This is a genomic window from Pedobacter steynii, assembly GCF_001721645.1.
Lineage (GTDB): Bacteria > Bacteroidota > Bacteroidia > Sphingobacteriales > Sphingobacteriaceae > Pedobacter > Pedobacter steynii_A.
Genome location: NZ_CP017141.1, coordinates 1,151,853 through 1,178,805 on the forward strand (window position 1 = coordinate 1,151,853; position 26,953 = coordinate 1,178,805).

The window sequence follows — 26,953 nt, forward strand, 5'->3', positions numbered from 1 at the left end:
CATAATGAAAAAAACAATTTACACCTTATTCGCATTGTTTCTTGCCCAGCAGACATGGGCGCAAAATATTGATAAAATCATTACCAGGCCTTATGTAGACCGTCTGATCAAAACGCTGAGCAGTGACGAGATGCAAGGCCGGGCCACTTTCTCTCCAGGGATAGATAAAGCCGCCAGTTTCATTGAAGCTGAGTTTAAAAGCATTGGTTTAAAGCCACTGGAAGGAAATACATTCAGACAATCTTTCTTTCAACAAAAACTAAAACCCTTAAGTACCAAAGTGATTATTGATGGAAAGGAAATCGAGGGGGCAAACGTTCTTGTTTATGGCAATACCGTTGAACATCTGGTTTTTGATAAGTCAAACAGCGGTGGGTGGCTGAAACTGGATCCGGAGAAGCCTTTCATGGCCCAGATCAGAGCATTAAGCAAAGAAAACAAAAAACAGCTGATCCTTGTAGATCCAAAATTCGCCGATATCTTTAAAAGAATCAAAGATTACCTTGCCGGCGGAGCAGAGATCGATGAAAAGAAAGCAAATGAACCTTCTTCTGCATTGGTATTGGTAATGGGAGAAGAAACCGTTGCTACGGATTTTAAGGTAGAAGTAAAAAGTAAACTGGAAAAACTTTCGCTCTTCAACGTAGCAGGTGTGATCCCTGGAAAGTCAAAAGCCAAAGAGCTGGTGGTATTTTCAGGTCATTATGATCATTTAGGCATCATTAAAAATAACGATGGACAAGATAGTATTGCCAATGGTGCCGATGATGATGCTTCAGGAACCACTGCAATGATTGCGTTGGCGAAGTATTACAAAAAGCTAAATAATAATGAGCGGACTTTAATATTTGTTGCCTTTACTGCAGAAGAAATCGGAGGTTTTGGTGCCAAACATTTTTCGCAGAAGCTAAACCCAGATGAGGTGGTTGCTATGTTCAACATTGAAATGATCGGAAAGGACAGCAAATTTGGCAAGAATACCGCTTTTATTACCGGATTCGATAAATCCGACTTTGGCAAGATCCTGCAAAAAAACCTGGAGGGAACCGAATTTACTTTCCATCCTGATCCTTATCCACAACAGAATCTTTTTTACAGAAGTGACAATGCTACCTTAGCTGCACTTGGCGTTCCTGCCCATACCATCAGTACAGATCAGATCGACAGCGATAAATTCTACCATACGGTAAAGGATGAATATGAAACACTGGATGCAGACAATATTCTCTCTACCATAAAGGGAATTGCCAAAAGTGCCATCAGCATTATAAAAGGCATTGATACCCCTACCAGAATCCCCAAATTAAGTAACTAACTATCATACCCCCATATGACTTTTATTAAACCTAACAAACTAACCCTCCTTGCAACCGCCACACTGTCGGTCTGCATCACGATGGGCATGGCTTTACCAGCCTCTGCTCAACAAGAAACACTTTTAATCCGAAGTCCGGCTGTAAGTTCCAATCACCTTACTTTTGTATACGGTGGAGATATCTGGATTTCTGGTAAAGACGGAAGCAATCCCAGAAGATTGACTGTAAACCCTGCAGTAGAACAAAACCCTCTTTTTTCTCCTGATGGGAAGCAAATTGCTTTTACCGGAAATTATGATGGCAATACCGATGTATATGTTATTCCTATTGAAGGCGGCGACCCAAAAAGAGTTACTTTTCACCCCAATCCAGATGTATTGAGGGGATGGATCGGAAATAACCAACTATATTTTACTTCTACCCGTGATTTTCGTTTTGCACTAAGTCCGAGAATGCACAAAGTGAATCTGGACGGCACCGATGAACAGGCTTTGCCAATGCCGGAAGCTGTACAGGGAACTCCTTCAGCAGATCAGCGTTACTGGGCATATATAAAAAATACAGATCCAACAGAACGTTCTAATGTTGCTTTTAAACGTTACCGCGGTGGTGGAATGCCACAGATCTGGATCTTTGATACCAAAACAAAAAGTACAGAAATCATTCCAGGTACAGGATCCAATAATGTGAAACCACAATGGCTGGGCAATAAGATTTATTTCCTGTCAGACAGGGACCTCACTATGAACCTTTTCAGTTATGACATTAATACTAAGAAAACAGAAAAGCTGACCAACTTTAAAGACTATGACATCAAAACATTAACTGTTGGTCAGGGAGTAGTGGCATTTGAACAAGGAGGTAAAGTACACCTGTTGGAAACCACTAACAATAAAGTAAAAACCATCTCCATTAATATTCAGGCTGATGCCCCTTATAAGCGCCCACATTATATTGATATGGCTGCCGGCATCCGTAATATTGAGATCTCTCCGAAAGGAGTAAGAGCATTGTTCGAAAGTCGCGGAGAAATTTTTTCCGTACCGAAAGAAAAAGGAGATGCCAGAAACATCTCAAACTCCCCTGGCAGTTTCGAGAAATTCCCATCCTGGTCGCCGGATGGAAAATATATCTCTTACCTTTCTGACAAGAATGGTAATTATCAGCTTGTCCTTTTGAATCAGGTGACAAAAGAAGCTCCGATTTATATTTCTTTGGGAAACACCCCATTTTACTATCAGCCGATATGGTCGCCGGATAGTAAGAAAATTGCTTATGGCGATGCTCACCTGAACCTATTCTATGTCGATATCAATGCAAAAAAACCAGTATTGGTAAAGGCAGATAAATTGGGTTCAACTACAGGAAGGAGTTTTAGTGCGCTTCAACCAGCCTGGTCTCCGGATTCTAAGTGGCTTACTTATGTAGCCACGCTTCAGAATATGGTAAGTGCGGCTTTCCTTTATCATGTGGAAACAGAAACCCATACCCAGATTACAGACGGAATGAGTGAGGTCAACTCTCCAAGCTTTAGCCGTGATGGGAAATATCTCTTCTTTACTGCCAGTACCGATGTAGGTTTAACCAATAGCGGGTTACATATGTCTGCTTATCAGCGTCCGGTAAACTACAGTGCTTATGCTCTGATCCTTTCTAAAAAAACACCTTCATTATACAAGACCGAAAGTGATGAGGAAAGTGTAAAACCAGAAGAACAACCGGAAAAAAAGAAAGAAGACCCTAAAAAAGATAAAAAAGGGAAAGATGAGAAAGGCAAAGAAAGCGCTCCGGCAGCAGTTAATAAGTCGATTGAAGTAGATCTTGCCGATTTAAGTAACCGGATCATCTCTCTGCCTATTCCTTCGGGTGGTATTCAGGGTGTGGATGGAAGTGTGGAAGGACAGGTTCTTTATTTCAGAAATGGAGAACTAGGCGCGCTGGATCTGAAAAAGATGGAGGCCTCTACCCTGATCAGTGGAATTAACCGGTTAAGCGTCAGTTCTGACGGAAAATCTATGTTATACGGTTCCAGAGGCAACTACTATATTGTAGATGCTGGTAAAAAGCCAGCCAGTTCTGAAAGTGGTAAATTGAAACTGGACGACATCAAGGTATTGGTTGATCCCGCAGCAGAATGGAAACAGATGTTTGATGAAGTCTGGAAAATGGAAAAGGATTTCTTCTACGTAGAAAACATGCATGGTGCAGATTGGCCGGCAATGAAAGTAAAGTATGAAAAATTCCTTCCTTATGTAAACCATCGTTCTGATCTTTCCTATGTATTCAATGAAATGATGGGAGAAATGGTCGTTGGACACAACTATATCTCACCAGGTGATGAACCGAGTGCTCCTGCAGTTGGCGTAGGGATGTTGGGTGCTGATTATGAAATCGACAATGGTTTTTATAAGATTGGCAAAATCTTTACCCGCCTGGACTGGAATCCAACATTTAAAGCTCCTCTTGCTGAACCAGGCTTAAACATTAAAGAAGGCGATTATATTGTTGCTATAGAGGGTATCCCTGTAACAGCAAAAAAATCGATCTATAGCCTTTTTGACTTCAAAGCTGGCAAACAAGTGGCGATAAAAATCAACAGTAAACCAAGTCTTGACGGCGCCAGAGAAGTAGTGGTAGTCCCGGTTAACATCGGCCAGGAAATGGAATTGAGAAGAATGGACTGGGTAGAGAATAACCGCAAAAGAGTAGATAAGCTGAGCAACGGACAGATTGCCTATGTATATATGCCGAATACCGGCCCTGATGGTTATACTTACTTTAACCGGTATTATTTCTCGCAGATGGACAAGAAAGCGCTTCTGATGGACGAACGGAACAACGGCGGCGGCTGGGTTGCAGACTATGTGATTGACCTGCTAAGTCGTGAGCTGATTAGTTACTGGGCCATAAGAGATGGAAAGAGCTTTACCACTCCAGGTAATGGAATTTTCGGTCCAAAAGCGATGCTCATCAACGAGAATGCGGGTTCAGGTGGAGATATGATGCCCTATATGTTCAAAAATAAAGGACTAGGCAAATTGGTAGGTCGCACTACGATGGGTATATTGGTAGGAATCAGTGGCTATCCTAGTCTGATAGACGGCGGAAGCATCACTTCTCCAAACTTCGGAATATACGATACTAACGGAAAATGGATTATTGAAAATGAAGGTGTTGCACCTGATATCTTTGTAGAACAAACTCCTAAAGACCTTTTGGAAGGAAGAGATCCTCAGTTAGAGCGTACGGTTCAACAGCTTCAGGAGGAAATAAAAACATATAAATACCCTAATGTAACGAGACCTAAGGATCCGATCAGAGGTCAATAGACCTTAGATGATCTTTTCCATTACCTCATCAGTTATAAAGAAACCGTTGCCTAAATCAAGGTTAACGGTTTCTTTTTTAGTAAAGCCTGCGCTTTCATAAAAATCTCTTGCCTTATTTTCCCGGTGAATATTCAATTCCAGCCTGCGTCCACCTTCTGCCTTTACCTTGTCAAGGACCTCGTTGATCAGAAATTTTCCGACTCCCTTTCCATGACATTCCGGTAAAACGTAAAGTTTATGCAGCTTATAGACTTTATTAATCGCTTCAATCACAGAATAAGAAACAAAGCCTACATCTTTAGAATTGATTTCTGCAATCAGAAACACATACCCACCCAGCAGTTGTTCCAGCAGAATCCCTTTATTATACATTCTGTCCAACATATTTTCAATTTGTTCCCCACTGAGAATCTTTTCATAAGAAGGGGGACAGGCAATATGGGCAATTTGCTGAATCACCGACAGGTCTTTCTCTTTTCCTTTTCTAAGCAGGATCATAGCTTTTCACTGATGAACAGATATGGTGTTGTAAAATCAAACGTCACAAATCCATCATTAATTACGCTGAAATCACCATTTTCTTCTGGTTTCAGATTGCTGGTTTCAAAATAAGAGATGACTTCAATCTTAAAAATACTTCCCTTAGGTTTCCAAATACTGAATCCTGATTTGATGGCATAAGATTTTTCAGTTTCCGTAAATACCACAATATTAATTTCAGAGATGTAACTCCCCAATTCCCTGAGGTTACTTTTAGCATCAATAACATTCACAGCCGGATATTTCTCTGCAATCAGGTAATCCAATACCGCATCTAACTCCTCCGTTGATGCCTGGATCAACTTTGTGTTTTCCTGAAAGAAGTCCTGACCTTTAGGATTAACTACCAGGTCTACTTTTAACCCAAGGCTGATGATTTTTTCATAGAGCGTTGCATTGACAATTAAGGTTGGGCTCCATTCCAGCAGCTGCCCCAGATACTCTTCATTAAAAGCACCTAAATGATGGATATACAGTGCTGGTTCCTGTTTTTCGCGAACAATGTGATGTGATGACATAAGACAAATATATCTTATTTTTTTCTTATTTTCGTCTAATTCAAACGCCCTTTCCAGATAAATCATGACTAATGTATGGATGATCATCGTCGCAGTATCATAAAAAACTGGAAGCTGTTAGTGGAAGGGGAAAAACAAGGCCTGTATACCTGTTTCAATCTCTTTTATGACGATCTATACCGGTTTGGCCTGTCTTTATACCGGGACCCGGAGCTGATAAAAGAAAGCATTCAGAATTTATTTATAGAACTTTGGGCCATACGGGATAAACTGGGTGATGTAGGGAATATTCAGCAGTATGTTTTTACCATTTACAAACGGATCATTTATAAGACTCACCAAAAATCGTTCAGCAATGATCCTGAAAACAACCTTCCCTTAGAAAATGTTAAAGAAGAAGTACTAAGTGTGAGATCCTATGAATCGATCTTAATTGCAAGCCAGGAAGATGAGTACCTGAAAAAGAGGTTGAAGCACGCCCTTGCAAAATTAACGCCCCGGCAGAAAGAGATCATCCTCATGCGCTATTATGAATGTCTGTCCTTTAAAGAGATCGCGCACAAGACGCTGCTAACAGAAAGAACGGTTTACAATACCCTTCATAATGCCATCAATGCCTTGCGCGAAAATCTTCTTTTTATCTGGCCATTCTTCTAATTAAATCTTTAGCCGGATCTTTCGCTTTTCCAGTAATCCGGTAATCATTACTATAATCAACGCATAACACAAAGATTTGAGTAGCCCCACTTCTCCTGTTCTTAAGAAAAGAGGCAATTGAGGAATGCTCATCAGGGTCAGCAATGCATAATGAATATAAGGTAAAAGATAACAGGTTAATGTACTCGTTCCTGCAGGTTTAACCGGCAAATACCACTTCTGCAGGCTTAAAACCTCCGTCAGGTAAACCATCAGTGCAAAAGCAATGGCTGTTATGCCTGCACAGATACTCGTCCAGGATGGCGTGGCTCTTATTTTGGAAATTCCCCATAAAGGATTTGTAAAATAGCCAAACAAGAACAACAATATGCTGAAAGCCATAATGCCTACCCAGAAATTTGAACTTTTGCTTCCAAATTTACGATATAGTAATGCCGTGATGATTCCCGCCATTGGTAAAGCAGGCATCGCTCCGTCTCCTGCAATCCATATGTAGGGCCGTATCTGCTCAAAAAGGTCCAGCCATCCCAGATTATTGGCGATACTAAAACCAAGAAAAAACAAAAATACTAAGATCTGCAGCAGCAATTTTCCGCCTGAAAAAAGAAAGACACAACTGGAGATAAAGTAAGCCCAGCCAATCAGCCCTAAGATCCCCCACCATTGAACTTTCATTGCCATAATTCCGGATGCCTCATCGCTTTCAAATAAAACGGCCATTCCAATGAGCAATAGCATTCCAAGAACCTTCAGCCATTTACTTAAAGTCGCTTTGTAGGAAGAATAGTCCAGCCAGATCAGAAAGAAACTTATCGTAACCAGGATTTGCCATAGTGGCTTGCTAAGCAGAGCAGTCTCACTATACCCTTCCATATTCACATGAAAAAATCCCATAATGAGCAGTGCAACCGTACGGGAAGAGATATGTAAAAAGAGCTGCAAATCATTATCCCCTTTTTTCCTTCTGCTGTGAACCGCATAAGGAACAGACAACCCCACGATGAATAAAAAAGCAGGGAACACAACATCAGCAAGGCCCATCTCATTGGCATCAGCTGCTGCATGCTCCAACCAGACCGGAACTCCTGTTAACGTCCAGAGGTCATTTACGAAGATCATGAGAACCATTACCACAGCTCTTAAAGCATCAATAGCTACCAGGCGTTTTCCTGAATCTTTCAATGGTGTACTGCCTGTCATCCTTAGTTTAGTGTTTTATAAATCGCGCCCATTAATGAGTTTGCTCCTTTTACATCATAGTCGCCGGCGTAGAGGTAAGCTCCCTTGAAACCATTTGATTTGATATATGCAGCTTTTTTATCCACCAATGGAATACCATTGTAATATACGCCAAATTTAATGTCCGACATTTCTTTCTGATGAGCATTAGGATCCAGGCTCAGGATATCCTTAAAAGGCATGTAATCATAAGAACCCCAGCCAAGGTTATTTCCCGCAGCATTGATCTCATTATAGCGTAAACCAAATGCTGGAATACCAATAACGATTTTTTCTTTAGGCATCTTATTTTTCCAGATATCCGCCCCTGCAACCATAAAGTCAAACCCGGAAGGCTGCCCCCTTGGTGCATCCGGACCAACATGAACCCCATCTTCATAAGCATGCACATTAACCCAGTCTGCTTTAGCAAAATCGGCCACCGGATAGTCCCAGTGCAAATAATTAGTGGTCACAGAGACAGTCAACAATTGTGTAGGCAAGGCCGTACGGAGCAGTGATAAAAACGGACCTATTGACTGCATGTTCTTGTTGGTAATTGCTGCATCGTCATTTCCCAGGTCCGTCATCAGGATATCTACCCCGTCCACTTTATGGTCAGTTACATATTGAGCTATTGTTGTCGCCAGCGCAACCCTTTTCACAGGATCGCTAATCACTGATCCAAAATCAGCATTATTATAAAGCGACCAGCCATCGATTCCTGATAAGGTTCCTGTTACTCCTAGTAACAACGGCACTTTGTTGATGTGAGCCCTTGCCACCTGTTCATCAAGATTCTGTGCCTGGTTGCCTTTAGAGAAATCCACAGCTCCTGTTGGGGTTACCCTTGCTCCGGTATACACAATATGTGTTACTGTTGCATAGTCAACACTTGCAGCGACTGCATTTTCTGTCAGATAAGCTACCGCCACATTCGTAAAAGTTTTGGGTGTATAGGTAGAGGGGCTCACCAACACTTTTGAGATGCGCGTAGAAGTCTGACCGTTATAAGTAGCCTCCACTTTAATCTCATATTCTCCCCCCGCTACCGGAGCAAAGGTAAAAGTGGTATCCGTTGATACTTCCTTATTGTTGACTTTCCAGGAAATTTTCGTTTTCTCTATCGGCTTAGGGGAAAATGCCAGTCCCGAATATATAGCAGACTGCCCCTGGAATATGATTCTGTTGGGGCTGGTAAAAACCCCGTTATTATCTATAATTCTGGGATGAAAATTATCATCGTAATCTGCTTCCTTTCCCTTTTTACAACCTACTAAACAAGTTAGTAAAACCACATAAAGCATCAGGTGTTTAATATTTCCCATATGGTATATCTTAAATGATGTAATCATCTGTTTATCTAAATTAATTTTCAATTTCTCTGTGGATTGCATTGAGCAGAGAAAGTGCTCCGCCGGCATCTCCCAAAAGTTGCCAGATCATCACTCCTCCAGCTTTCTTTTGCCGGGCATAAGAAAGTTTTTTCTGTAGGGTGGGCCAACCGTTATAGTAAAAGGTTCCCTTGCCGGGTAATTCCCAAAGGTCAACCTTTTCAGCACCAGGGTACAGTTGTACAATTTCTCCATAGGTCAGACTTTCGGGAATATCTGCTCCAAAACCATAAGCATAAAACGGAAGCCCAAGGATGAGCCGCTCTGCGGGAATATTTCTTAACACATTCCAATGATTAAAATCTGCCTCTGCAGCCTCATAGGTAGAATGAGGCCCGGGTTTATCCTTTCGCCATGGCCCGGTCTGGTCATAAGACATGATATTGATCAGGTCAAATAAAGCCAATGCTTTGTCAGAATAAGCAGCAGAATTCCAGGTGGCCACCGCAGCCGTCATCAGCTTATTTTCTTTTTTAAGGGCAGCAGATAAATCAGTTACAAAGGCTTCGTAATCTTCATTCACAAAATCGCCCTCCAGATCTACATCTATTCCATCCAGGTTGTAAGTCCGGGTCAGTTGTATTAACCCACCCACTAATACCTTTCTTTTATCTGGTTTTAGCAGATCTTTAAGGTACTGAGGAGGATTTCCTCCTGCAATAGCCGCAATCACCTTTACTTGCTGCTGATGTGCTTTCTTCACCAGTTCCGCTAACCCTTTAACAGGAGCGAAAATTCCCGAAGCATCGGGATTAATAAAAGCGATGTTTAAATGGGTGATTTTGTTAAAATCAATCGTAGCAGGTTTAACCAGTAAATCCCCATCGGCAAACAGGTATCCAATTACTTTAAAGCGTTCAACTTTTTCTATTTCTGGTTCCGCTGCGGTCACCGGATTCTTACTACATCCCGTCAGCATCAGGGAAAAGCAAATGAGGTGGGCCAATAATCTTATATTTTTCATACTTCTCTTTTTTAATGTTATTCCTTATCCCACCATACTCTTTTAGTCCAGCTGTCTACCCCACCTAATGCCGGTAAAACTTTTTCAAAGTTTGCCTTATTCTGTTCCTCTTCCAGGTAAGGATATTCAAACCTTCTTGGAATAGTCAGGCTTTCTCCGGTTTCAGACACACCTACTGCAGGCAGCAGATTAGGGAAACCAGACCTTCTCCAGTTGGCATAAGCTTCAGGCCCGTTTAAGAATAATGTAATCCACAGCTGTTTATTAATCGTCTCAATCTCTCTTCCCGAGATCAATTGGTTTCCCTGAATAAAGGTGTTGATTTCATTAGCCGGAACTGTTGGTCCTCCCGGAAAGAACCCCAGTTGCTGAAAAGCAGCTGTGACTCCTTTTTCAAAATGGCTTGCAGCTGTTCCGCCAAAAGATGGTCCAAACCGAACCGTAGCTTCGGCCAGTAAAAGCTCTACCTCTGAATAGGTGAGATGCAGAAATGGGGCATTAAAACGAAGCAGGAAATTTGCAGGTTGTGCTTTCTGGTCATTATTAACTGCAGTATAGGGTCCCTTTCCAGGGATATCTACAATGACATTTGGTAAAAATCCATCCCATATATAGCTTCCAGGAATCACGCCAACATAGCCTACTTTTTCTACCAGAGGCTCAGTAAGATCAATCCTGCTTAAAGGATTACCACCAGGGATATCTACATAGTATTTTACCATATATTTCATTCTGGGATCATTTGTTGTCCGGAGCTGATCAAGAAATGGGGTGGTAAAACGTCCGGGAATTCCTCCTCCGTTAAAGAATGAAGCCGATACACCATTACCCCGGATATTTCCTTTACCATCTTCATAAGGATTCTGAATATCTTCATGATCCAGCTTACAGACATCTCCATTACTGGTAAAGACACCCTCATTATAAGCCTGCTGAGCTTCGGCCTTTGCTTTTACCGGATCCCGTTTTACCAGGCGCATGGCCAGTCTTAAACGTAAGGAGCTGGCAAATTTCTTCCAGGCATTGATGTCCCCGCCGTAGAACAAATCTCCCTTTACCACATCCTTTCCTCCATCAAGCTGCGCCCGGGCCGCTTTTAATTCCTGAAAAAAGTTAGTGTAAATTTCTTCCTGAGTATCAAATTTGGCTTTAATGCCAAGACCCGCTTCGCTATAGGGAAGGTCACCATACAAGTCAGTCATCCTTGCAAAGTTATACACCTTCATAATGCGGCAAATCGCATTCAGATTGGTTTTATCAGGCACATTAGTTGTTCTTTTTACCGCATCAACTACATTCACCAGATCACTTCCGTAAGAGTCCTCCCAAAGCACCCCCATGATATTAGGATCCCTGAAATATATTCCTCCCCAACGGTTGCTATAAGGTCCGGCAATATGTTGTACCAAAGGCATGGTCATCATAAAAGTGGTTCGTTCATTCACATTGAGATCACCCGAAAACCGGAGTTGAATTAACGAAAGCTGTACCGAGGGGTCCAGGTTAGAGGATCTTGTAGGATCAATATTTGTATCCCCAAATTTTTTACAAGAGCTGAATAATCCAACAATCGTTAATAAACTGAGGAGGTATGTCTTTAAAATCGTTTTCATCGTTATTTTATTTAAATACTTACCTGTTAAAATCTAAAATTTAAATTAAGTCCAAAGCTGCGTCTGCCCGGAAGAGAGCCATATTCAATGCCTTGCCCATTTCCGTTATTATAATTCGAATCGGGATCAACATTCGGGACATTTTTGTAAAGAATAAATGGATTTCGGCTCACTAAGCCTACCTGCACATCTTTTACTCCCCACCTGGCAGTCAATGATGAAGGAAGGCGATAATTCAAAGTAATTTCTCTGATCTTAACATAAGAAGCATCATAAATAAAAGGTCTGGCAACGGAGTTCGAAACATCGAGGATTCTTCCCCAATACACTGAAGGATCGATCGCTTTGGTATTTTGGCTATATACCGGAGTTCCATCAGGATTGGTCCCTATCTGAACTACGCCTACCGGAACAAGTCCTCTTACCATACCAGCTGCTGTCCACTCCTGAATGGTTTTTCCTGCGGCCTGACGATCTTCTTCAGACTTTATCCACTCTGCTCTTCCCCCCAATGTTGTTTTCAGACTTCCGGAACCGGCTGCAGAATAATTGGTCAGAGAGAGTAAATCTGCTCCAAATTTCAAGTCGAAAATTGTTCCCAGGCTAAAGTTTTTATATCTGAATGTACTGCTCAATCCCCCAGTCCAGTCGAATACTCCTTTACCTACAATTTGCCGCGTAGGGCTTAGCATTGGTTGAAGGTCTATCGGATTGAGTATAATGTTTCCCTGAGGATCTTTCTGATAATCAAAAGCCAGAATTGCACCATACAAAGCACCCGGCTGAGCAACGACAGATACCCCAAGCCATCGGGCATCAGAAAGACTTAAAAAGGGTGTTCCGGGAGCTAAAGATTCTACCTTATTCACATTTCTTGCAAAGCTGATGTTGATATCCCAACTAAAATCTTTGCTGCTGACCGGTGTTCCACTCAATGCAACCTCTACTCCCTCATTGGAGATCACTCCTGCATTCCTGATTTCATTCTTGTACCCGGAAGAAGGAGGAATCGGTACGATATTTAGCTGATCTTTTGATTTCGAATTGTAATAAGTAAGGTCAAGCCCCAGCCGCTGGCCAAAGAATTTAAGTTCTGTTCCAAATTCATAAGAACGGGTAGTTGTTGGCTTCAGGTCAGCGTTTGGTTTAATACTTGTTGAAATCCCTCCGATCGTCTGTCCCTTAAATGGCAACGGACTTGTGGCATAATATGCATCGGTAAGGTAAGGATCCGTATCAGATGCAACCTGTGCTATGGAAGCCCTGATTTTACCAAATGACAAGATTTTTTTATCAATTTTCAAAGCTTCTGTGAAGATAAAACTCCCGCTCAATGAGGGATAAAGCTTACTGTTTTTTCCTAAAGCCAGGGTTGAATAGGCATCCTGACGAAGTGTAGCATCTACATACAGGTATCCTTTATAACCTGCTGCCAGGATCCCATAAACAGAGTTAAAGCCCTTTCTATACGCAGTGGGCTGTACCGACTGAGAGGTATAGCTGGTTGGGCTTACCACATCTAACACGGTCTGATTTGTGAACTGCAGGATACTTCCATCCGCACGACTTCTGGTAATGCTGCTTCCCAGACGGGCAGATAAATTTAAAGAAGGGGTCACCTGTCTCTCGGCAGAAAGCAAAAGGTCTGCTTCTATGGTTTTCAATTTCCTTTTTGTTTGATCCAGTGTTCCGGTGAGCGCTCCCGGTGTTGATCTTGGGCTAAATTTTTCAAAGTCAAGATCTGTCTGGTCTGCGGATGCTCTTCCCTGTAAATTCAACCAGCTTAAAATGCTATAGTTGAGTTGTAATGTGCCCATTAAACGATCTTTAGTCGTTTTATTTTTCATTTCATTGATAACCCAGTAAGGATTCAGGCGGTACTGGTTTCCATTGTTCCAGTCCAGATAGCTTCCATCTGCATTTTTATACTCATTTTTAAAACGGGCCTGATCTACAGTATTTGCCAGAGACAGGAAGCTGTTTCCGATATTAGCTGGATCATCAGCCAGTGATGGCCTATTGTTCACTTTTTCGTTCATGTAAAAGGCCCTTGCTTCCAGCGTAATCTTAGATCCGAATTTAGAACTCCCGTTAAAAGTAAAAGAGTTCCTATGCATTCCACTTGCCGGAATGATGTCTTTATTTGTCAGATTAGATGCAGAAAACCGAAAAGAAGAAACATCAGAAGCGTTTGTAAAGGAAAGCGTATTGGTAAAGGTTGAACCTGTACGAAAAAAACCATCTATATTATTTTTCACATAGGCATAAGGTCTGCGTTCGCCGGTTCCGGTAATGACCGTTAAATCCGGATCAATCCGGGCTCCAAAATTTTTGGTTAACGTATTGTAATCCTGTATAGCCAATGTATTTAACTGTTGCTTGGTTCCCTGACCATACAGAGATTGATAACCATCATAACTGGTCAGCTGACTTTCAATAGATGAAGTATTGTTAAATTCAATCCCCAGGTCTTTAGATCCAATTCCTTTTTTAGTAGTGATCAGAATTACCCCGTTAGCAGCTCTGGCTCCGTACAAAGCCGATGCGGAGGCCCCTTTCAGGACACTGATTTTATCCACATCATCCGGATTGATAGCAGAAATGGCATCCCCAAAATCAAGCCCTCCCGCATATTGCCCGGAGCCTGTCCCCCCATAGTTAGAATTGTCTATAGGTACTCCATCAACCACATACAGCGGCTGGTTATTGCCTGTAACAGTTGTACTCCCACGAATAATGACACGGGAAGATCCTGCAGGTCCTCCGGCTGTTCCGGTGATAATCAATCCAGGAACTTTGCCTGCTAGCGAGTTGATAACATTAATCTCTCTTGCTTTTTTCAATCCCTTTCCATCTACTTCAGATACGGAATACCCTAAAGATTTTTGCTCTCTTTTAATTCCTAAGGCAGTTACCACGGCCTCCTGTAATTCAGTAGTCGCTTCTCTTAAAACAATGGTTACACTTTTTTGCTGTTCAGTGGCTACAATCGCTGTTTCCTGAAATCCCAACATTCTGAAACGAATCACATCTCCCTGGTCTGCCGGAATAGAAAATCCTCCTTCAGCATTAGTTGCCACAGTTTTATTATTCTTCGTATTGACGACTACCACACCGGGGATGGCCGATCCTTTTTCATCGTTTACCTTTCCTGTTAATGTAAAAATGGTATTCATATGGGGTACAGGCTGGTAGGACTGTATCATAATGGTCTGCCCATTGATCTGGTATTTTATACTTACTTTTTTAGCAATGGCATTCAGTACCTCATCAATCTTTTGTTTTTCAATTTTAAGATCAATTCGCGTATTGACGTTTAAGTCAAGAGGATTATAAGAAAAATGGACTCCTGCCTGACCTTCAATTTGCTTAAAAGCAGTAAGAACGGTGGTGTTTTTCCAATTAAAGGAATATAGCTTGTCCTTGGATTGTGCAAATCCCGAGAAGGAGAGAATCAGGATAGAGGATAAACAGGTTTTTAATAAGAGTCCATAAAAAAAATAATAAGGGGGTAATTTTTTTTTCATACTGGGTTTGGTTAGTTTGGTTTGGTTAGTCGGGTTGTTACTTCTTATCGAAGTCGAGGGTCACAATGTCATTTTTTATGGTGTATGTAAAGTGGTTAGAAAAGCCGATTGCATTGAGCACTTCATTGAGCCCTTCATTTTCAAATGTTCCGGTAAAGGCAATTGGCTTTTTAGGCTGGTTTTTACTTCGTACCTCAATGCCGTAAATTTCTTTTAAAACGGATTTAATCTCTTTCAAAGAAGCCATGGAAAACACCAGTTTTCGGTTTGCCCAGTTATCAATGTCCTCGGGATTAAATGTTGATTTCACAAATTTATCCTGAACAACTGCCACCTGTTCGCCTGGAATAAGCTGGAGATGATCTACCACTTTCTGATCTACCAAAGAGCCTACACTAACCTTTCCTGAGTTAAGCATGACTAAAGTATGAGCGCTGTTATGGTAATTATTGATCTTAAATGAGGTTCCTAAAGCCGTGGTTGTCGTTGTTCCGGAAATAACGATAAAAGGCTTTTCTTTGTTACCGGCGACTTCAAAATAGGCTTCGCCGCTTAACCAAATGACTCTTTTTTCGTTATTATAACGACCATCGAGTTTAAGCTCTGTAGATCCGTTGATTGTGACTTTAGTCCCATCGCTAAGTGTCAGGATCTTTCTTTCGTTGTAGGCCGTTTTTACCAACATACTTTTAGCCCCTACCGTGTAAGGCTGGATTTGATTTCCGTATTCTTTTTTATGGAATAAGGCATAACCTACAATACCAATAAGAATTGCTGCTGCAATAGAAATCCATGTACTTCGGCTCATGATTCTTCGTACCGGCGCTTCTTCGATGGATTCAGATTTCTGTTCCGTACGCTCAATCACGAGTTTAAGCTTATCTAACTCCTGCTGTTTTTCCAAAGGATCAACTTTTACAGCAAGTAAGAAGAAAAGTATCCGTGCTTTACGGGTACGTTCTTCCAGCTCAGGCTGCTCTTTCAGAATTTTTTTCCAGAAAGAGACATCTTCTTCAGGGGCACCCAGGCAATAATTAACGAAGCTTTCTTCTGTTAAGAAGTCTTCAATGGCATAAGCATCATATTTCATTCCAGCAGTTATATAGGTTTATCACTATAAGTGCAGCAGAAATTGATTTTTTACCAAAGAATTCTGAAATATATTTTCAGCAGCAGAATGCTATTGAATCCGGACTTTGTATAAAACAGAAAGGCCGGTAATTTTACCGGCCTTTCTGTTAACTTAACTCAATTCATATTTTTATGGATTCTGAACCAGATTTGGATTCAGGATCATCTCTTTTTGAGGGATAAAATAAATTACCCTTGGATCTGTGTATGGAATTACCTGACTAATCTGTCCCGATGCCAAGTGTGTTCCTGGATAATCCCGGACCATAGATTTTTTATTTCTAAATACATCAAATTTACGCTGGGCTTCAAACGAAAGTTCCAACCTTCTTTCGTCCAAGACAACATCCAAAACATTCGTATATCCCATCATATTACTGGAAGAGAACAACTCATTATCTTTTAAACCAGCACGTGCCCTGATCACATTAACATCTGCAAGGGCCTGATCTGCTTTTCCTAATTTAGCAGCAGCCTCAGCTCTGTTTAAATACATTTCGGCTAAGCGAAGTACTACTGGAGAACTTAATGTTTCTATATTATCCTGATAAGAATATTTGGTAATGAAGTACTTTGGATATCCGTTACGTTTTAGCAAAATCGGATTGCCATTTGGATCTTTTTTAATTGTTCCATCTTCGTTCTTTTCATATTGAGGCTGAACAAAAGCATGGCGTAAATCAGCAGGGAATTTATCCAGTAATGCCCTGTAACTTTGAGAAGCATACATCTCACCATAACCATTTCCAGCTGTAAAATACATCGACCCAATTGAGTCATCTGAACGGTCATCTTTAACTTCGTGCTTGATGGCAAAAATTGTTTCCGCTTTTTCAGGTCCTCCAGGTGCTATGGTATAATAAGAAGCCAGATTCCCCGATGCTACCAACAGGTACCGGTTTGATTTGATGACTTTATCCGAATAATTATAAGCATCATCATAATTCCCCATATTAAGGTATACCCTACTCAGGAGTGCCATGGCAACTTCTTTTGAAGCATAAATATTTGATTTATCACTACTCATCAGTTCTACTGATTTTAATAAGTCGGAGACAATTAACGCATATACCTCTTTTACTTTAGATCTTGCCGGCAATTCTTTTGTATCGGTATTTGTCTTAATCATCACTCCTAATGACTCTCCATTATCATCAGTATAAGGTCGGCCAAAAAATCTAACAAGATCGAAATGAATCATAGCCCTTAGGAAATAATTCTCACCCAGCAATTGGTTTCTAAGCGCATTTTCACCCGGCTGGACACGTTCTATTACCACGTTTGTACCATAAATAGCCTGATAGGCTTTACGCCAGAAATTTTCAGTATTACCTTGAGTGGTCAGGTGCTGATAGTTATAGGCAAAGAAAAGAGCGTCAGTAGTGGTTCCACTCAAAGAAACGTTATCACTCGCATACTCAGAAAGCATGTGATAATTTCGTGTATAATAAGGGTCTTTAATGTAATTGTAAGTTCCCAAAGTAGCAGCAGTTAACCCTTCTATTGTATTTACAATTTTATCACTCGTTAAACCATTATAAGGATCTAAAGCAAGGTCTTTTTTACAGGAAGTAACAGCAAAGATCAATACTGCTGCTACAGCCAATTTATATTTTTTATTCATGATTATTCTCTTAAATTTTGGTCAATTAAAAACTTACGTTTACTCCAAACAGGATTTTTTTACTGACTGGATATTTGGTCCCGCTCACCCCGTTTGAGGTATCATTTAAGTTGGAAACTTCAGGATCCATTCCTGAAAATTTAGTCAATGTAATCAGGTTGTCGCCACTTACAAATACACGGACATTGGAAACATTTAGCTTTTCAGTAAGCTTATCAGAAAGGCTATATCCTAAAGTAATGTTACGTAATCTGATATAGGAGCCATCTTCTAAAAATCTTGAGGATGATTTATAAGATGCTCTATTTCCGTTAACTACTGCTTTTGGATGGGTAGCAACATCACCTGGTTTCTCCCAACGGTTCCAACCGTCTTTTAACACCATGCTGTTATACTGAGGATATGCCCCGTCTGAATCAAATAATTCCCTGTTCGAATTGTAAATTTTGCTTCCTGAAACAAAATTGATAAAGGCATTCAGGCTAAAGTTTTTATACTCGAATGTGTTTCCAAATCCACCAGTGAATTTAGGTGTTGCAGTTCCGACAAAATTTAGATCTGCACTGTTATAAGAATTGGTCGTTGCTTTGTAGGAATTTCCATTTCCATCTTTTTTAGTTACATACCATAGCGGATCGCCGTTATTAGCATCTACTCCTGCCCATTCCCTCATATACCAGGAATTGATATCATGCCCTACAGCAACCCGTTGAAGCCCTCTGTCAATAGGTTGATCTTTATATAATTTCAGTGCTTTATTTCTGTTTATTCCAATGTTAAAGGTCGAAGTCCATTTAAACTCTCCTGTCAGGTTTTTAGTATTTAATTCCAGATCAATACCTCTGTTTCTAACCGTTCCTATGTTTTCAGTAGAATAATAAAATCCTGATGCCGATGAAAGAGGCACGTCTAAAATAAGGTTCTTATTTGTTCTCTGATAAACATCCACACTTAGATCAATTCTATTAAACAAACCGATATCAACTCCGGCATTAATTGTGGTTGGTGTCTCCCATGTTAGGTTTGGATTTGGAAGACTACGAGGAAATGCTCCTGGTTCTCCTCCATATTGAACATTTGCAAGATAAAGATCAAGATGAGCATAATCACCATTAGGTGTATTTCCGGTTACTCCATAACTACCACGCAGTTTTAGGGTATTGATGCTCTTCGAACTAAAGAATTTCTCGTTAGCAATATTCCAGCCTGCACCAAAAGAGTAAAATAAACCATATAGGTTGTTTCTTCCAAATTTTGAAGAACCATCATTTCTTAATGAAACGGTTGCAAAATAGCGGTTATCATAATTATAATCTCCCATAAATAACTCCGAAACAAACCTGCTCATAGAGTTATTTCCAGTTAACGATTTAGGGTTTGCGCTTGCATCCATGGTATGCAGATCCGGCAATAATCCTGTTGCGACTCCTTTTATGCCATCAACATAATTCTGCTGATATTCAAAGCCGGCAACACCAGAAATATTGTGTTTACCAAAACTATGTGAAGCATTAAATAAGTTTGAAGTGATAAAAGAATTGTTGTAACCATATTCATTGGTCAACTCGCCTCTTAACGCTTTTCCTCCAGGTGTTCTTGGATCGGTTAGTCTTTCTATACGGCTGTTATTCGTTGTATACCGATTTGAACTTGCGAAATTCAACCAGTCTGTGATCTTATACTCTAATTTCACATCACCTGCAAGATTTTGACCTCTGGAGTTGTCTTTATTATATTGACTTAAGAATATGAAATTGCTATCATCCCGTCCATACCAGGCGTCGGTTTTATCATCGACATATCTTGGCGTTCCATCTGCGTTATAAGGATTATCCCATGGCATATTTGTGTACGCCTGGTATAATGCGCCACTTGGGTCATTATTTGTTTTTGTAAACCCAGTATTAATTCTCGCTGTAACTTTAAAACGTTCGTTAATTTTATGCTCAAGATTGACACGGAAGCTAAAGCTTTTATAATCCGTATTAATCAATGTACCCTGTTCATCATAATAATTGGATCCGATGTAAAATCGGGTTCTTTCATTTCCTCCTGATATGCTGATTGCGTGGTTGTTCGTATATGCCTGTCTAAATGCCAGGTCTCTCCATTTCGTATTTCCAGGAACTGCAGGCATATAGTCAGATAAATATCCTACAGCTGTTAACGCAAGCCCCTTAGAAGTTAAATAAGCATCAATTTGTGCAGAGGTAGGATTTGGGGTTGTTTTTTCTAACTCTTTAATAAACGCAGCACGTTTACCATTATAATCATTGGAATATAAATAAGTACTAAAATCGTGAACTTGTTGTCCGCTCATCAATTCAAATTTACCTTGAGACGCATTGTTAAGTCCAAAAGTTCCATTGTAATCAACTTTTGTCTTTCCAGCTTTACCTTGCTTTGTTGTAATTACTAATACACCATTCGCTGCTCTGGAACCGTATAATCCCGTTGCAGCAGCATCCTTTAATACGGTAATTGATTCGATGTCCCTGGGATTCGCACTACCTCCGATTACTCCATCCACTACAGTGAGGGGCTCTGATCCAGAGGTAAGCGTTCCTGTACCACGAATACGAATAGAAGAAGAACTTCCAGGCTGTCCGGAAGCAGAAGATACCATAACCCCCGCTGCCTTTCCCTGCAATAGATTACCTGTACTGTTACTGGTCACATCCAATAACTTCTCTGCAGAAACAGTAGATACCGAACTCACGATCTGTGATTTGTTCTTTGTCACGTAACCTACCACCACTACTTCATTCATTAAGTTTTCGTTTGGTTTCAGGCTGATGTTAAAAGGGCCTTGTCCCGCAGCGCTGATTTCCTGGGTGATATACCCTAAATAAGAAAACAAAAGGATGGCTTTATCATCCACATTCAGGCTAAATTTACCTTCTTTATCGGTCATTGATCCTGCGCTTGTATTTTTTACTTTTACGGATACACCAGGTAAAGGTTGTCCCGTTTCGTCAATCACCTTTCCGGTTTTAACGCTCGTTGTCTGACTCATTGCCGTGAGGACACTTAGTGCCACCAGTAACAGTGTCAGGAAAGATCTCTTCGTATAGAGTATCCCTTTGAATAAGTTGTAATTCTTGGTCATGAATTATTTGGTTATGTAAGTTAGTTGTCTGATTTGTCTGGTATTGGAACCGGACATTCTTCGAGGCCGAAAGTTATAGACTTAAAAGATCATGCTCCTGACAGATCTTATACTAAATTCACGCAAACGGTTGAGTTTTCTTTATGCTACGTTTCAATTAGAGAACTAAATATCCTCATTCCTGAGGTTAATTTTACCTAATTATTAAAAAATATCAGATTTAAAACAACACAAAGCCGTTATCTAAAGAAAAAATCAGATTTTACTTCATTAAATGAGAAAATATCAAACGTTTGCGTTGCATTTAAAGAAACACAACCTGCTCTTTTACAGAAAATTAAATATTCATAGGAATTTCAGTCATAAAATGAAAATCTTCTATCATCAAAGTGTTATATCCATACCAAATTATTTCTACAGCTAGTTTTTAATCATTCTAAATTATGTTAGCTTTGCCCTTTAATCAGAGTTAATCGTGTCAGGACAACCTACATCTCATTCAAAAGGCCAGATCAAAATTGATGAAAGCTCGTTCTTTCATCTCTATCAGACCTATTGGAAGAAATTATATCAATTAGCCTACAAATACCTGGGTGATGTTTACCGTGCAGAAGGCGCGGTACAGGAAGTCTTTACTTCTATATGGCAACGAAAAGATAAAATTTTGCTGGAGGAGGAAACGGTAGAAAATTACCTTGTCCGTGCCGTTCGTTTCCGCATTGCAAGAAGCTACAGTGATGAAATCCGGAAAACAAAAAAGATGGATGAATTGCTCAGCAGACAGAACAATACGGATTCTCATACTGAAGAACAGATATTATATACTTTTTTAAGAGCAGAAATAGACAAACTGGTTAATCTGCTTCCCGAGCGCTGCAAGGCAGTTTATGACCTCAGCCGCAACAAAGGCCTTAACAACAGAGAAATCGCATTAAATTTGTTAATTTCTGAAAAAACAGTAGAAAATCAACTCACGAAAGCTTTAAAATTCATACGAAAAGGGCTGGAACAATATCCCATTAGTTAAATGATCTAAATGAATAGGGGATAAGCCTTTGTCATGATAATTTATAATAGTAAACCTTAGTTATGAACCCGGAAACACTAAAAAAATGCTTATCAGGCGATGCTTCGGAAGAAGAGTGGTCGGCTTATGAACAGTGGCTTGAAGGGGAGGACGATGCAAATGAGGACTTGTCTGAAATCGCAGTTACAGAGGGCACTGATACCCGGATCTGGAAACAAATTGAAGGGCAGAATCAGCAACAGGATCGTTCGAGAATAAAAAGGCTACGAGCCGTATGGATATCTGCAGCTGCCAGTTTGGTCCTGATTGGATCATTTATACTTTTTTCATCAAAACAAGCCATCCCTAATCAAAAAATAGTTTTTCAATCAGACCATTCCCTGCCTCTGCCGGAACGGGAATTTGAGGGCCTCCGGATGAAATTAGGAGCCAACAGTAAAGTAAAATTACAGCGCCAGCAGGACAATGACATCAACATCCAACTTTCTGGCAATGTGATGCTCAGCAATACCTCTGCCCAGGATAAATATACCCAGGTATCATACACTACATCAGATGGACATCAAATGAGCCGTAAAATCTGCCTGAAGAAAGGGCAAAAATATCTTTTTGCCTATTATCCACTTAAAGAGGATAAACTCCTGGTTATAGAAAACAATGCCCTTATGGATATGCCCCCCGCCCTGGTAATGAACCTAAAGAATGATTTTGACTTGCTTTAAATCAGATTGATCCAAGCTATTTCCTAAAACGATCTGATCCCATTTATTTTCTAGTTATTTATTTTTCAGGACAATATTTGACCTGCAGACCTTTTCATTACGATCAATTATTTAAATTTATTCTAAATAATATGGGGGAAAAACCAGCTTCATGATAATAGTATGTATAAGAGCTTACCAGATCATGAATAAAGAGCCGTTAAATTTACCAGAGGAAAAGGCAATCGTTGAGCAAAAGGATTATGCGGTTAATAAATTAGAAGAAGTATTTTTAAGAGCAAGGGAAGCAAAAAGATCTTATTTAACCCCTTTTGATCGTTTATTATTAGAGTTCCTTTATACCGAACAAGTAATGATCACTACGGAAGAGCTTTGGATGGCCCTCAAAAGAGAAGGGGTAAAAATCAGTATTGCTACCGTGCAGCTTTGTCTAAATAGATTTCATCGTTGCGGTATTCTTGAGAAACAAAGGCTGGAGGGCGAGAAAAAACATCGCTATCATTTTATTCTGTCTTTCAGCTCCTGACTTCCCGTCCTCCGCACTTTTTCTGCAGAGGGCCCTGCACCAAAACGATAAGAAAAGGAAAGAATTACAGAGCGGCTATCCGGACGGCCATAACTATAAGTCTTGATTCCCCCATAGTTTGACGATTCCTTGTACTGAACACTTTTGAAAATATCATTTACCATCAGGTTAATTGAAGCCTTGTTTTGCATCAGGTCTTTTTTTGCTCCCGCAGCAATCATGTAATATCCTCTAGTCGTAAATACACCTGAAAGCTCTTTAGACCTATACAATCCATTAAGCTCGATCTTCCAGCTATCGCCGACTTTAAAAGAGTTCTGTGAATCAAATGTAAAACTGGTTCCTTTTAATGTAGTTCTGCTTCCTTTATCATCCACATTGAACTCATTCCGAAACAGGTTTGCAAACTGTGTTCCAGTCCACCAACTGGTAAAGTCGGTTGACCCGGTAATACTAAGTCCATAATTGATAAAAGTAGCCAGGTTCTCCGGTTTTAAAAAGGTCAGGTTTTGCTGACCAAAACCGCCTACAATATTGCTGATCACATTATTACTGCGGCTATAAGTGAGGTTGACATGATATTTTGACTTAAAACTGTACCCGAATTCAAAAGAATTTACCATTGCTGGATGCAAATAAGGGTTTCCTTCCTCATAACTAAATGGGTCTACATACACTCTAAAAGGATTCAGGTCCCAATAACTCGGGCGCTCAATCCTTCTGCTGTAACCAACCTGCAGCTTATGATTTTCTGTCAGTTCCTGATTTAGAAAGACACTGGGAAATACTTTAAAATATTCTCGGCTTACCAGTGAATCTGTAGTGATCTGATGCCCCTTAGTGAAAGTATACTCCCCTCTCAGTCCGATCTGGACACTAAATTTCCCAAAAGCCTGTTTTAGATTAACATAGCCTGCCTGGATCTGTTCTTTATATTTAAAGTGGTTACTGGTGCCATGATCCGGCAGATAAGTCTCATTCCTTAAAGTATCATATTTCAGATTATTTTCAGTCCGGACATCACTCCCTTTCCAGCCTGCGTCTAATTTTCCTGAGCTCCCCAATGGCAATGTATAATCCAGCTTAGCCACATATATATCATTGCTGGAGGGAAGATCTCCCCTTCTGGATGCCGGAGTCCGCAATGCTGCCCCTGAAGGATCCATATACCGGGTATCCAGCTGCTGGTCCATTTTAGAAAAATGACTTACATAATCTACATCCATAGTCAGTTCATGTCCGCTATCGCTAAAACGGTGGAGGTAATTGATATTGTAAAGCATATCTTCCCACCGCTCTTTCCCTTCTGTAAGCGTTCTGGTATCCCATAACAGCTCCTTCCCCGTACCATTGTATAACCCGTTTTTTGTAGTTTGAATAGAAGGATATTTTCCGACACCTCCGTTGATCAGAAAGCCCAGGGTATTCTTTTCATCGAGGAACAGGTCCAGTCCGGCACGAAAGTTCTGAGAACGTAATTTTGCCGTTTCTACTGTTTCCTGTCTGGAAATTCTCGAAGGAAACTGCGCAGCCTGCTGATCAGAAAAGAAGGTCCGGTCTGTATGCGTATAGCCTTTTAAATTCTGATAGAAATAATTATAGTTCCCAAATAAGTTTAGCTTTTCTGTCCGGTAGTTTAGATCTGTTCCTCCGCCAAGGTGGGTCCCCCTTCCTGCTCCTCCATTCAAAGAGACATTTCCATTCCATCCCGTTTTTACATTTTTCTTTAACAGGATATTGATGATCCCTCCTTTACCCGCGGCATCATAACGGGCAGATGGGTTTGCCATAATTTCTATCCGGGACACTGTATTTGATGCGGTACCACGAAGCAGGTTTGCCAGCTGGCTCCCCGATAGGTAAGTCAGCTTCCCATTGATCATTACTGTTGTACCTGGTCTTCCTTTCAGACTGATTTCGCCTTTATCATCAACTGTCACTCCGGGAGCTTTGGATAACAATTCCAATGCTGTGCTTCCCTGGGCCATTACACTGTTTTCTACATTCATCACCATTCGGTCCAGGCGCTGCTCAATCAAAGGCCTGGAAGCAGCAATCTCTACGGTACGGAGCAGCTGTTTATCTTCTAATAGCTTAATATTTCCTAAGGACAATACCTGATGGGGTCCACTTAAATCTAACAAATGACTGGTGTAGCCCAGATAACCTACATAGCTGATTTTTACTTTATAGCTTCCTTTGGACAATTCGTTCAAGTGAAAGTATCCCAGAGAATCGGTCATAACAGTGGCAACCTTTAAGGAGTCCTGCGATTTTAACAGGTAAATTCCGGCATAGGAAACAGGCCGATCCCGTTCATCCAGTAACCGGCCTGTTATACGGTGAGATTGAGCATAAACATGGAGAGAACAAATAAGCAGGCATAAAAAGGACAGTACGACTTTCATATCTTAAGGATCATTTACAATAAATTTGAAAAAAATTAGACTTGCGGTATCATTTTCTTCTTCTTGCTCTTCTTTTTGCGGTGCCACCAGACATAAAACCCGGTAATGGGCAAACTCGCACAAATCAAACTGGCAATGAAGTAGAGTATTTTGGTAGTCAGCCCTCCGATAGCGCCGACATGCAGCCCGTAATTCACCGTGCGCAGCCAATTGGCAAAAGGAAGCTCAGAAACCCTGGCCCTGGATTGCGGCAATAATTCCAGCGTATTGGGGTCTATAAATAAGTCGCGCCAATGGCCGTTAACCATATCCGTACAAACATAAATCGACTCATCAGGTTCGTCGGGAAACCCTACAATGATGTCATTTACATTATGTTCTGCAATTTCTTTTCTAACTTTCAACCAGGCCTTATCTATCTGAAAGTGTACCGTATTCTGGGGATAAGGAATGATCTCAGCCGGTTTTTTTCGTTCTGTAACTTTTCCACCAGCCAGCCAGTATACCCCTTTTGAAAACCAGGAGAAACTCATGATCAATCCTGTTGCTGCCATTAAAAGGCCCAGAAGCAAAGAATAAAAACCCAATACATTATGTAAATCATAATTGAGCCGCTTAAAGCGGGCAGACCATTTAATTTTAAAGCTTTTATCTACATTGGTCTTGCTCCACTTTTTTGGAAACCATAAGATCAGCCCACTAATCATCAGGAAAAAAAAGATGAACGTACCCCAGCCTACAATCTGACGACCGATCTTTCCTTCCATCCATAAATGACGGTGCCCCTCGTCCATGAAATGAAAGATGTCATCATGATCTTCTATGGCAAGAATTTCGGCGGTGTATGGATTTACATAAAGCACAGAATCAGATTCCAGGTCAATATGGGCAGATTTACTTAAACCATGGTACCAAATGGAATGGATCTCTTTTCCTGGCAGCGTTACAGATAGCGCCTCCCGGATTTTAGACGGAGGCATCAACTTACTTTCATCCTGTGCTACAACCTTAGTCCAGGGTTGTGTCAGGTCTTTAATTTCCTGTTCAAATACCAACACGCAGCCAGTAAGACTAATAATGAACACGATGATCCCCGAGGCTAGTCCAAGCCAGAGGTGGAACCAGGCATTTATCTTTTTAAACAACATGGATAAGATTTATGTCTGGTAGAAATATAAAGGCATAGAGAATGCCTGTAACAAAAAATGTTTTATTTTGCATTGCTTTTAGATGATAATCGATTTAGAAGTGACCTCATTTAGTTGAGGGTAAACCTGGCAGGTACGAACTGCCAGGTTCTTTTTTATTGCATTAGAGGGGGGGGGGAGTA

18 protein-coding genes are annotated in these 26,953 nt (G+C 40.7%); 6 read left to right on the plus strand and 12 right to left on the minus strand.

The window, feature by feature from the left end:
- Window positions 1-4: 4 nt before the first annotated feature.
- Both BFS30_RS04585 and BFS30_RS04590 read left to right on the plus strand, forming a co-directional pair.
- Complete coding sequence (locus BFS30_RS04585; protein WP_069378189.1) at window positions 5-1,315, plus strand: M20/M25/M40 family metallo-hydrolase; 1,311 nt, start codon at window positions 5-7, stop codon at window positions 1,313-1,315.
- Window positions 1,316-1,330: 15 nt separating this feature from the next.
- Window positions 1,331-4,645: a S41 family peptidase gene (locus BFS30_RS04590; RefSeq protein ID WP_069378190.1), complete on the plus strand. Its 3,315-nt coding sequence runs from the start codon at window positions 1,331-1,333 to the stop codon at window positions 4,643-4,645.
- A gap of 3 nt (window positions 4,646-4,648) precedes the next feature.
- Here BFS30_RS04590 and BFS30_RS04595 read toward each other — a convergent pair whose 3' ends face one another.
- The gene (locus BFS30_RS04595; protein ID WP_069378191.1) at window positions 4,649-5,143 is read right to left on the minus strand and encodes a GNAT family N-acetyltransferase; all 495 of its coding nucleotides are present in this window, start codon (window positions 5,141-5,143) and stop codon (window positions 4,649-4,651) included.
- Window positions 5,140-5,703, minus strand: a complete 564-nt coding sequence (locus BFS30_RS04600) for a thiamine pyrophosphokinase (RefSeq protein ID WP_069382297.1) — start codon at window positions 5,701-5,703, stop codon at window positions 5,140-5,142. Before BFS30_RS04600 ends, BFS30_RS04595 begins: the two co-directional genes overlap by 4 nt.
- Before the next feature lie 75 nt (window positions 5,704-5,778).
- On the opposite strand from BFS30_RS04600, the gene BFS30_RS04605 reads away from it, so the two are divergent.
- A complete protein-coding gene (locus BFS30_RS04605; RefSeq protein ID WP_069378192.1) occupies window positions 5,779-6,360 on the plus strand; it encodes an RNA polymerase sigma factor in 582 nt (193 codons plus the stop codon).
- On the opposite strand, the gene BFS30_RS04610 is transcribed toward BFS30_RS04605, so the two are convergent.
- The 8 genes from BFS30_RS04610 to BFS30_RS04645 all read right to left on the minus strand — a co-directional run bounded on the left by BFS30_RS04610 (window position 6,361) and on the right by BFS30_RS04645 (window position 20,940).
- Entirely contained in the window at window positions 6,361-7,560 is a 1,200-nt protein-coding gene (locus tag BFS30_RS04610) for a DUF5009 domain-containing protein (protein ID WP_069378193.1), read from the minus strand. It lies immediately after the preceding gene.
- Between the two features lie 2 nt (window positions 7,561-7,562).
- Complete coding sequence (locus tag BFS30_RS04615) at window positions 7,563-8,906, minus strand: glycosyl hydrolase family 18 protein (RefSeq protein WP_167353128.1); 1,344 nt, start codon at window positions 8,904-8,906, stop codon at window positions 7,563-7,565.
- 40 nt (window positions 8,907-8,946) lie between these two features.
- Window positions 8,947-9,936 carry a glycosyl hydrolase family 18 protein gene (locus tag BFS30_RS04620; RefSeq protein ID WP_083251960.1) on the minus strand — a complete coding sequence of 330 codons (990 nt, stop codon included), beginning with the start codon at window positions 9,934-9,936 and terminating at the stop codon, window positions 8,947-8,949.
- A gap of 17 nt (window positions 9,937-9,953) precedes the next feature.
- Entirely contained in the window at window positions 9,954-11,549 is a 1,596-nt protein-coding gene (locus BFS30_RS04625; RefSeq protein ID WP_069378196.1) for a SusD/RagB family nutrient-binding outer membrane lipoprotein, read from the minus strand.
- Window positions 11,550-11,575: 26 nt separating this feature from the next.
- On the minus strand, window positions 11,576-15,076 hold the full coding sequence (locus BFS30_RS04630; RefSeq protein ID WP_069378197.1) for a SusC/RagA family TonB-linked outer membrane protein: 3,501 nt from the start codon (window positions 15,074-15,076) through the stop codon (window positions 11,576-11,578).
- Between the two features lie 37 nt (window positions 15,077-15,113).
- The gene (locus tag BFS30_RS04635; protein WP_069378198.1) at window positions 15,114-16,166 is read right to left on the minus strand and encodes a FecR family protein; all 1,053 of its coding nucleotides are present in this window, start codon (window positions 16,164-16,166) and stop codon (window positions 15,114-15,116) included.
- Between the two features lie 171 nt (window positions 16,167-16,337).
- Window positions 16,338-17,831: a RagB/SusD family nutrient uptake outer membrane protein gene (locus BFS30_RS04640; protein ID WP_069378199.1), complete on the minus strand. Its 1,494-nt coding sequence runs from the start codon at window positions 17,829-17,831 to the stop codon at window positions 16,338-16,340.
- A gap of 25 nt (window positions 17,832-17,856) precedes the next feature.
- The gene (locus tag BFS30_RS04645; protein ID WP_069378200.1) at window positions 17,857-20,940 is read right to left on the minus strand and encodes a SusC/RagA family TonB-linked outer membrane protein; all 3,084 of its coding nucleotides are present in this window, start codon (window positions 20,938-20,940) and stop codon (window positions 17,857-17,859) included.
- 475 nt (window positions 20,941-21,415) lie between these two features.
- On the opposite strand from BFS30_RS04645, the gene BFS30_RS04650 reads away from it, so the two are divergent.
- From BFS30_RS04650 to BFS30_RS04660, 3 genes are all read left to right on the plus strand, one after another.
- Window positions 21,416-21,967 (plus strand): RNA polymerase sigma-70 factor, encoded by a 552-nt coding sequence (locus BFS30_RS04650; RefSeq protein WP_167353129.1) that lies wholly within the window; start codon window positions 21,416-21,418, stop codon window positions 21,965-21,967.
- A 62-nt stretch (window positions 21,968-22,029) separates the two neighbouring features.
- On the plus strand, window positions 22,030-22,689 hold the full coding sequence (locus BFS30_RS04655) for a hypothetical protein (protein ID WP_069378201.1): 660 nt from the start codon (window positions 22,030-22,032) through the stop codon (window positions 22,687-22,689).
- A gap of 151 nt (window positions 22,690-22,840) precedes the next feature.
- Window positions 22,841-23,215, plus strand: a complete 375-nt coding sequence (locus BFS30_RS04660; RefSeq protein WP_069378202.1) for a transcriptional repressor — start codon at window positions 22,841-22,843, stop codon at window positions 23,213-23,215.
- On the opposite strand, the gene BFS30_RS04665 is transcribed toward BFS30_RS04660, so the two are convergent.
- Together BFS30_RS04665 and BFS30_RS04670 are read right to left on the minus strand one after the other, a co-directional pair.
- Window positions 23,188-25,623, minus strand: a complete 2,436-nt coding sequence (locus BFS30_RS04665) for an outer membrane beta-barrel family protein (protein ID WP_069378203.1) — start codon at window positions 25,621-25,623, stop codon at window positions 23,188-23,190. The genes BFS30_RS04660 and BFS30_RS04665 overlap by 28 nt on opposite strands.
- Window positions 25,624-25,658: 35 nt before the next feature.
- Entirely contained in the window at window positions 25,659-26,771 is a 1,113-nt protein-coding gene (locus BFS30_RS04670) for a PepSY-associated TM helix domain-containing protein (protein WP_069378204.1), read from the minus strand.
- Window positions 26,772-26,953: the final 182 nt, after the last annotated feature.

Bases quoted from the DNA above. Each gene is read 5' to 3' on its own strand.
- BFS30_RS04585 (WP_069378189.1), top strand. From the start codon at position 5: ATGAAAAAAACAATTTACACCTTATTCGCATTGTTTCTTGCCCAGCAG.
- BFS30_RS04590 (WP_069378190.1), top strand. From the start codon at position 1,331: ATGACTTTTATTAAACCTAACAAACTAACCCTCCTTGCAACCGCCACA.
- BFS30_RS04595 (WP_069378191.1), bottom strand. From the start codon at position 5,143: ATGATCCTGCTTAGAAAAGGAAAAGAGAAAGACCTGTCGGTGATTCAG.
- BFS30_RS04600 (WP_069382297.1), bottom strand. From the start codon at position 5,703: ATGTCATCACATCACATTGTTCGCGAAAAACAGGAACCAGCACTGTAT.
- BFS30_RS04605 (WP_069378192.1), top strand. From the start codon at position 5,779: ATGGATGATCATCGTCGCAGTATCATAAAAAACTGGAAGCTGTTAGTG.
- BFS30_RS04610 (WP_069378193.1), bottom strand. From the start codon at position 7,560: ATGACAGGCAGTACACCATTGAAAGATTCAGGAAAACGCCTGGTAGCT.
- BFS30_RS04615 (WP_167353128.1), bottom strand. From the start codon at position 8,906: ATGGGAAATATTAAACACCTGATGCTTTATGTGGTTTTACTAACTTGT.
- BFS30_RS04620 (WP_083251960.1), bottom strand. From the start codon at position 9,936: ATGAAAAATATAAGATTATTGGCCCACCTCATTTGCTTTTCCCTGATG.
- BFS30_RS04625 (WP_069378196.1), bottom strand. From the start codon at position 11,549: ATGAAAACGATTTTAAAGACATACCTCCTCAGTTTATTAACGATTGTT.
- BFS30_RS04630 (WP_069378197.1), bottom strand. From the start codon at position 15,076: ATGAAAAAAAAATTACCCCCTTATTATTTTTTTTATGGACTCTTATTA.
- BFS30_RS04635 (WP_069378198.1), bottom strand. From the start codon at position 16,166: ATGAAATATGATGCTTATGCCATTGAAGACTTCTTAACAGAAGAAAGC.
- BFS30_RS04640 (WP_069378199.1), bottom strand. From the start codon at position 17,831: ATGAATAAAAAATATAAATTGGCTGTAGCAGCAGTATTGATCTTTGCT.
- BFS30_RS04645 (WP_069378200.1), bottom strand. From the start codon at position 20,940: ATGACCAAGAATTACAACTTATTCAAAGGGATACTCTATACGAAGAGA.
- BFS30_RS04655 (WP_069378201.1), top strand. From the start codon at position 22,030: ATGAACCCGGAAACACTAAAAAAATGCTTATCAGGCGATGCTTCGGAA.
- BFS30_RS04660 (WP_069378202.1), top strand. From the start codon at position 22,841: ATGATAATAGTATGTATAAGAGCTTACCAGATCATGAATAAAGAGCCG.
- BFS30_RS04665 (WP_069378203.1), bottom strand. From the start codon at position 25,623: ATGAAAGTCGTACTGTCCTTTTTATGCCTGCTTATTTGTTCTCTCCAT.
- BFS30_RS04670 (WP_069378204.1), bottom strand. From the start codon at position 26,771: ATGTTGTTTAAAAAGATAAATGCCTGGTTCCACCTCTGGCTTGGACTA.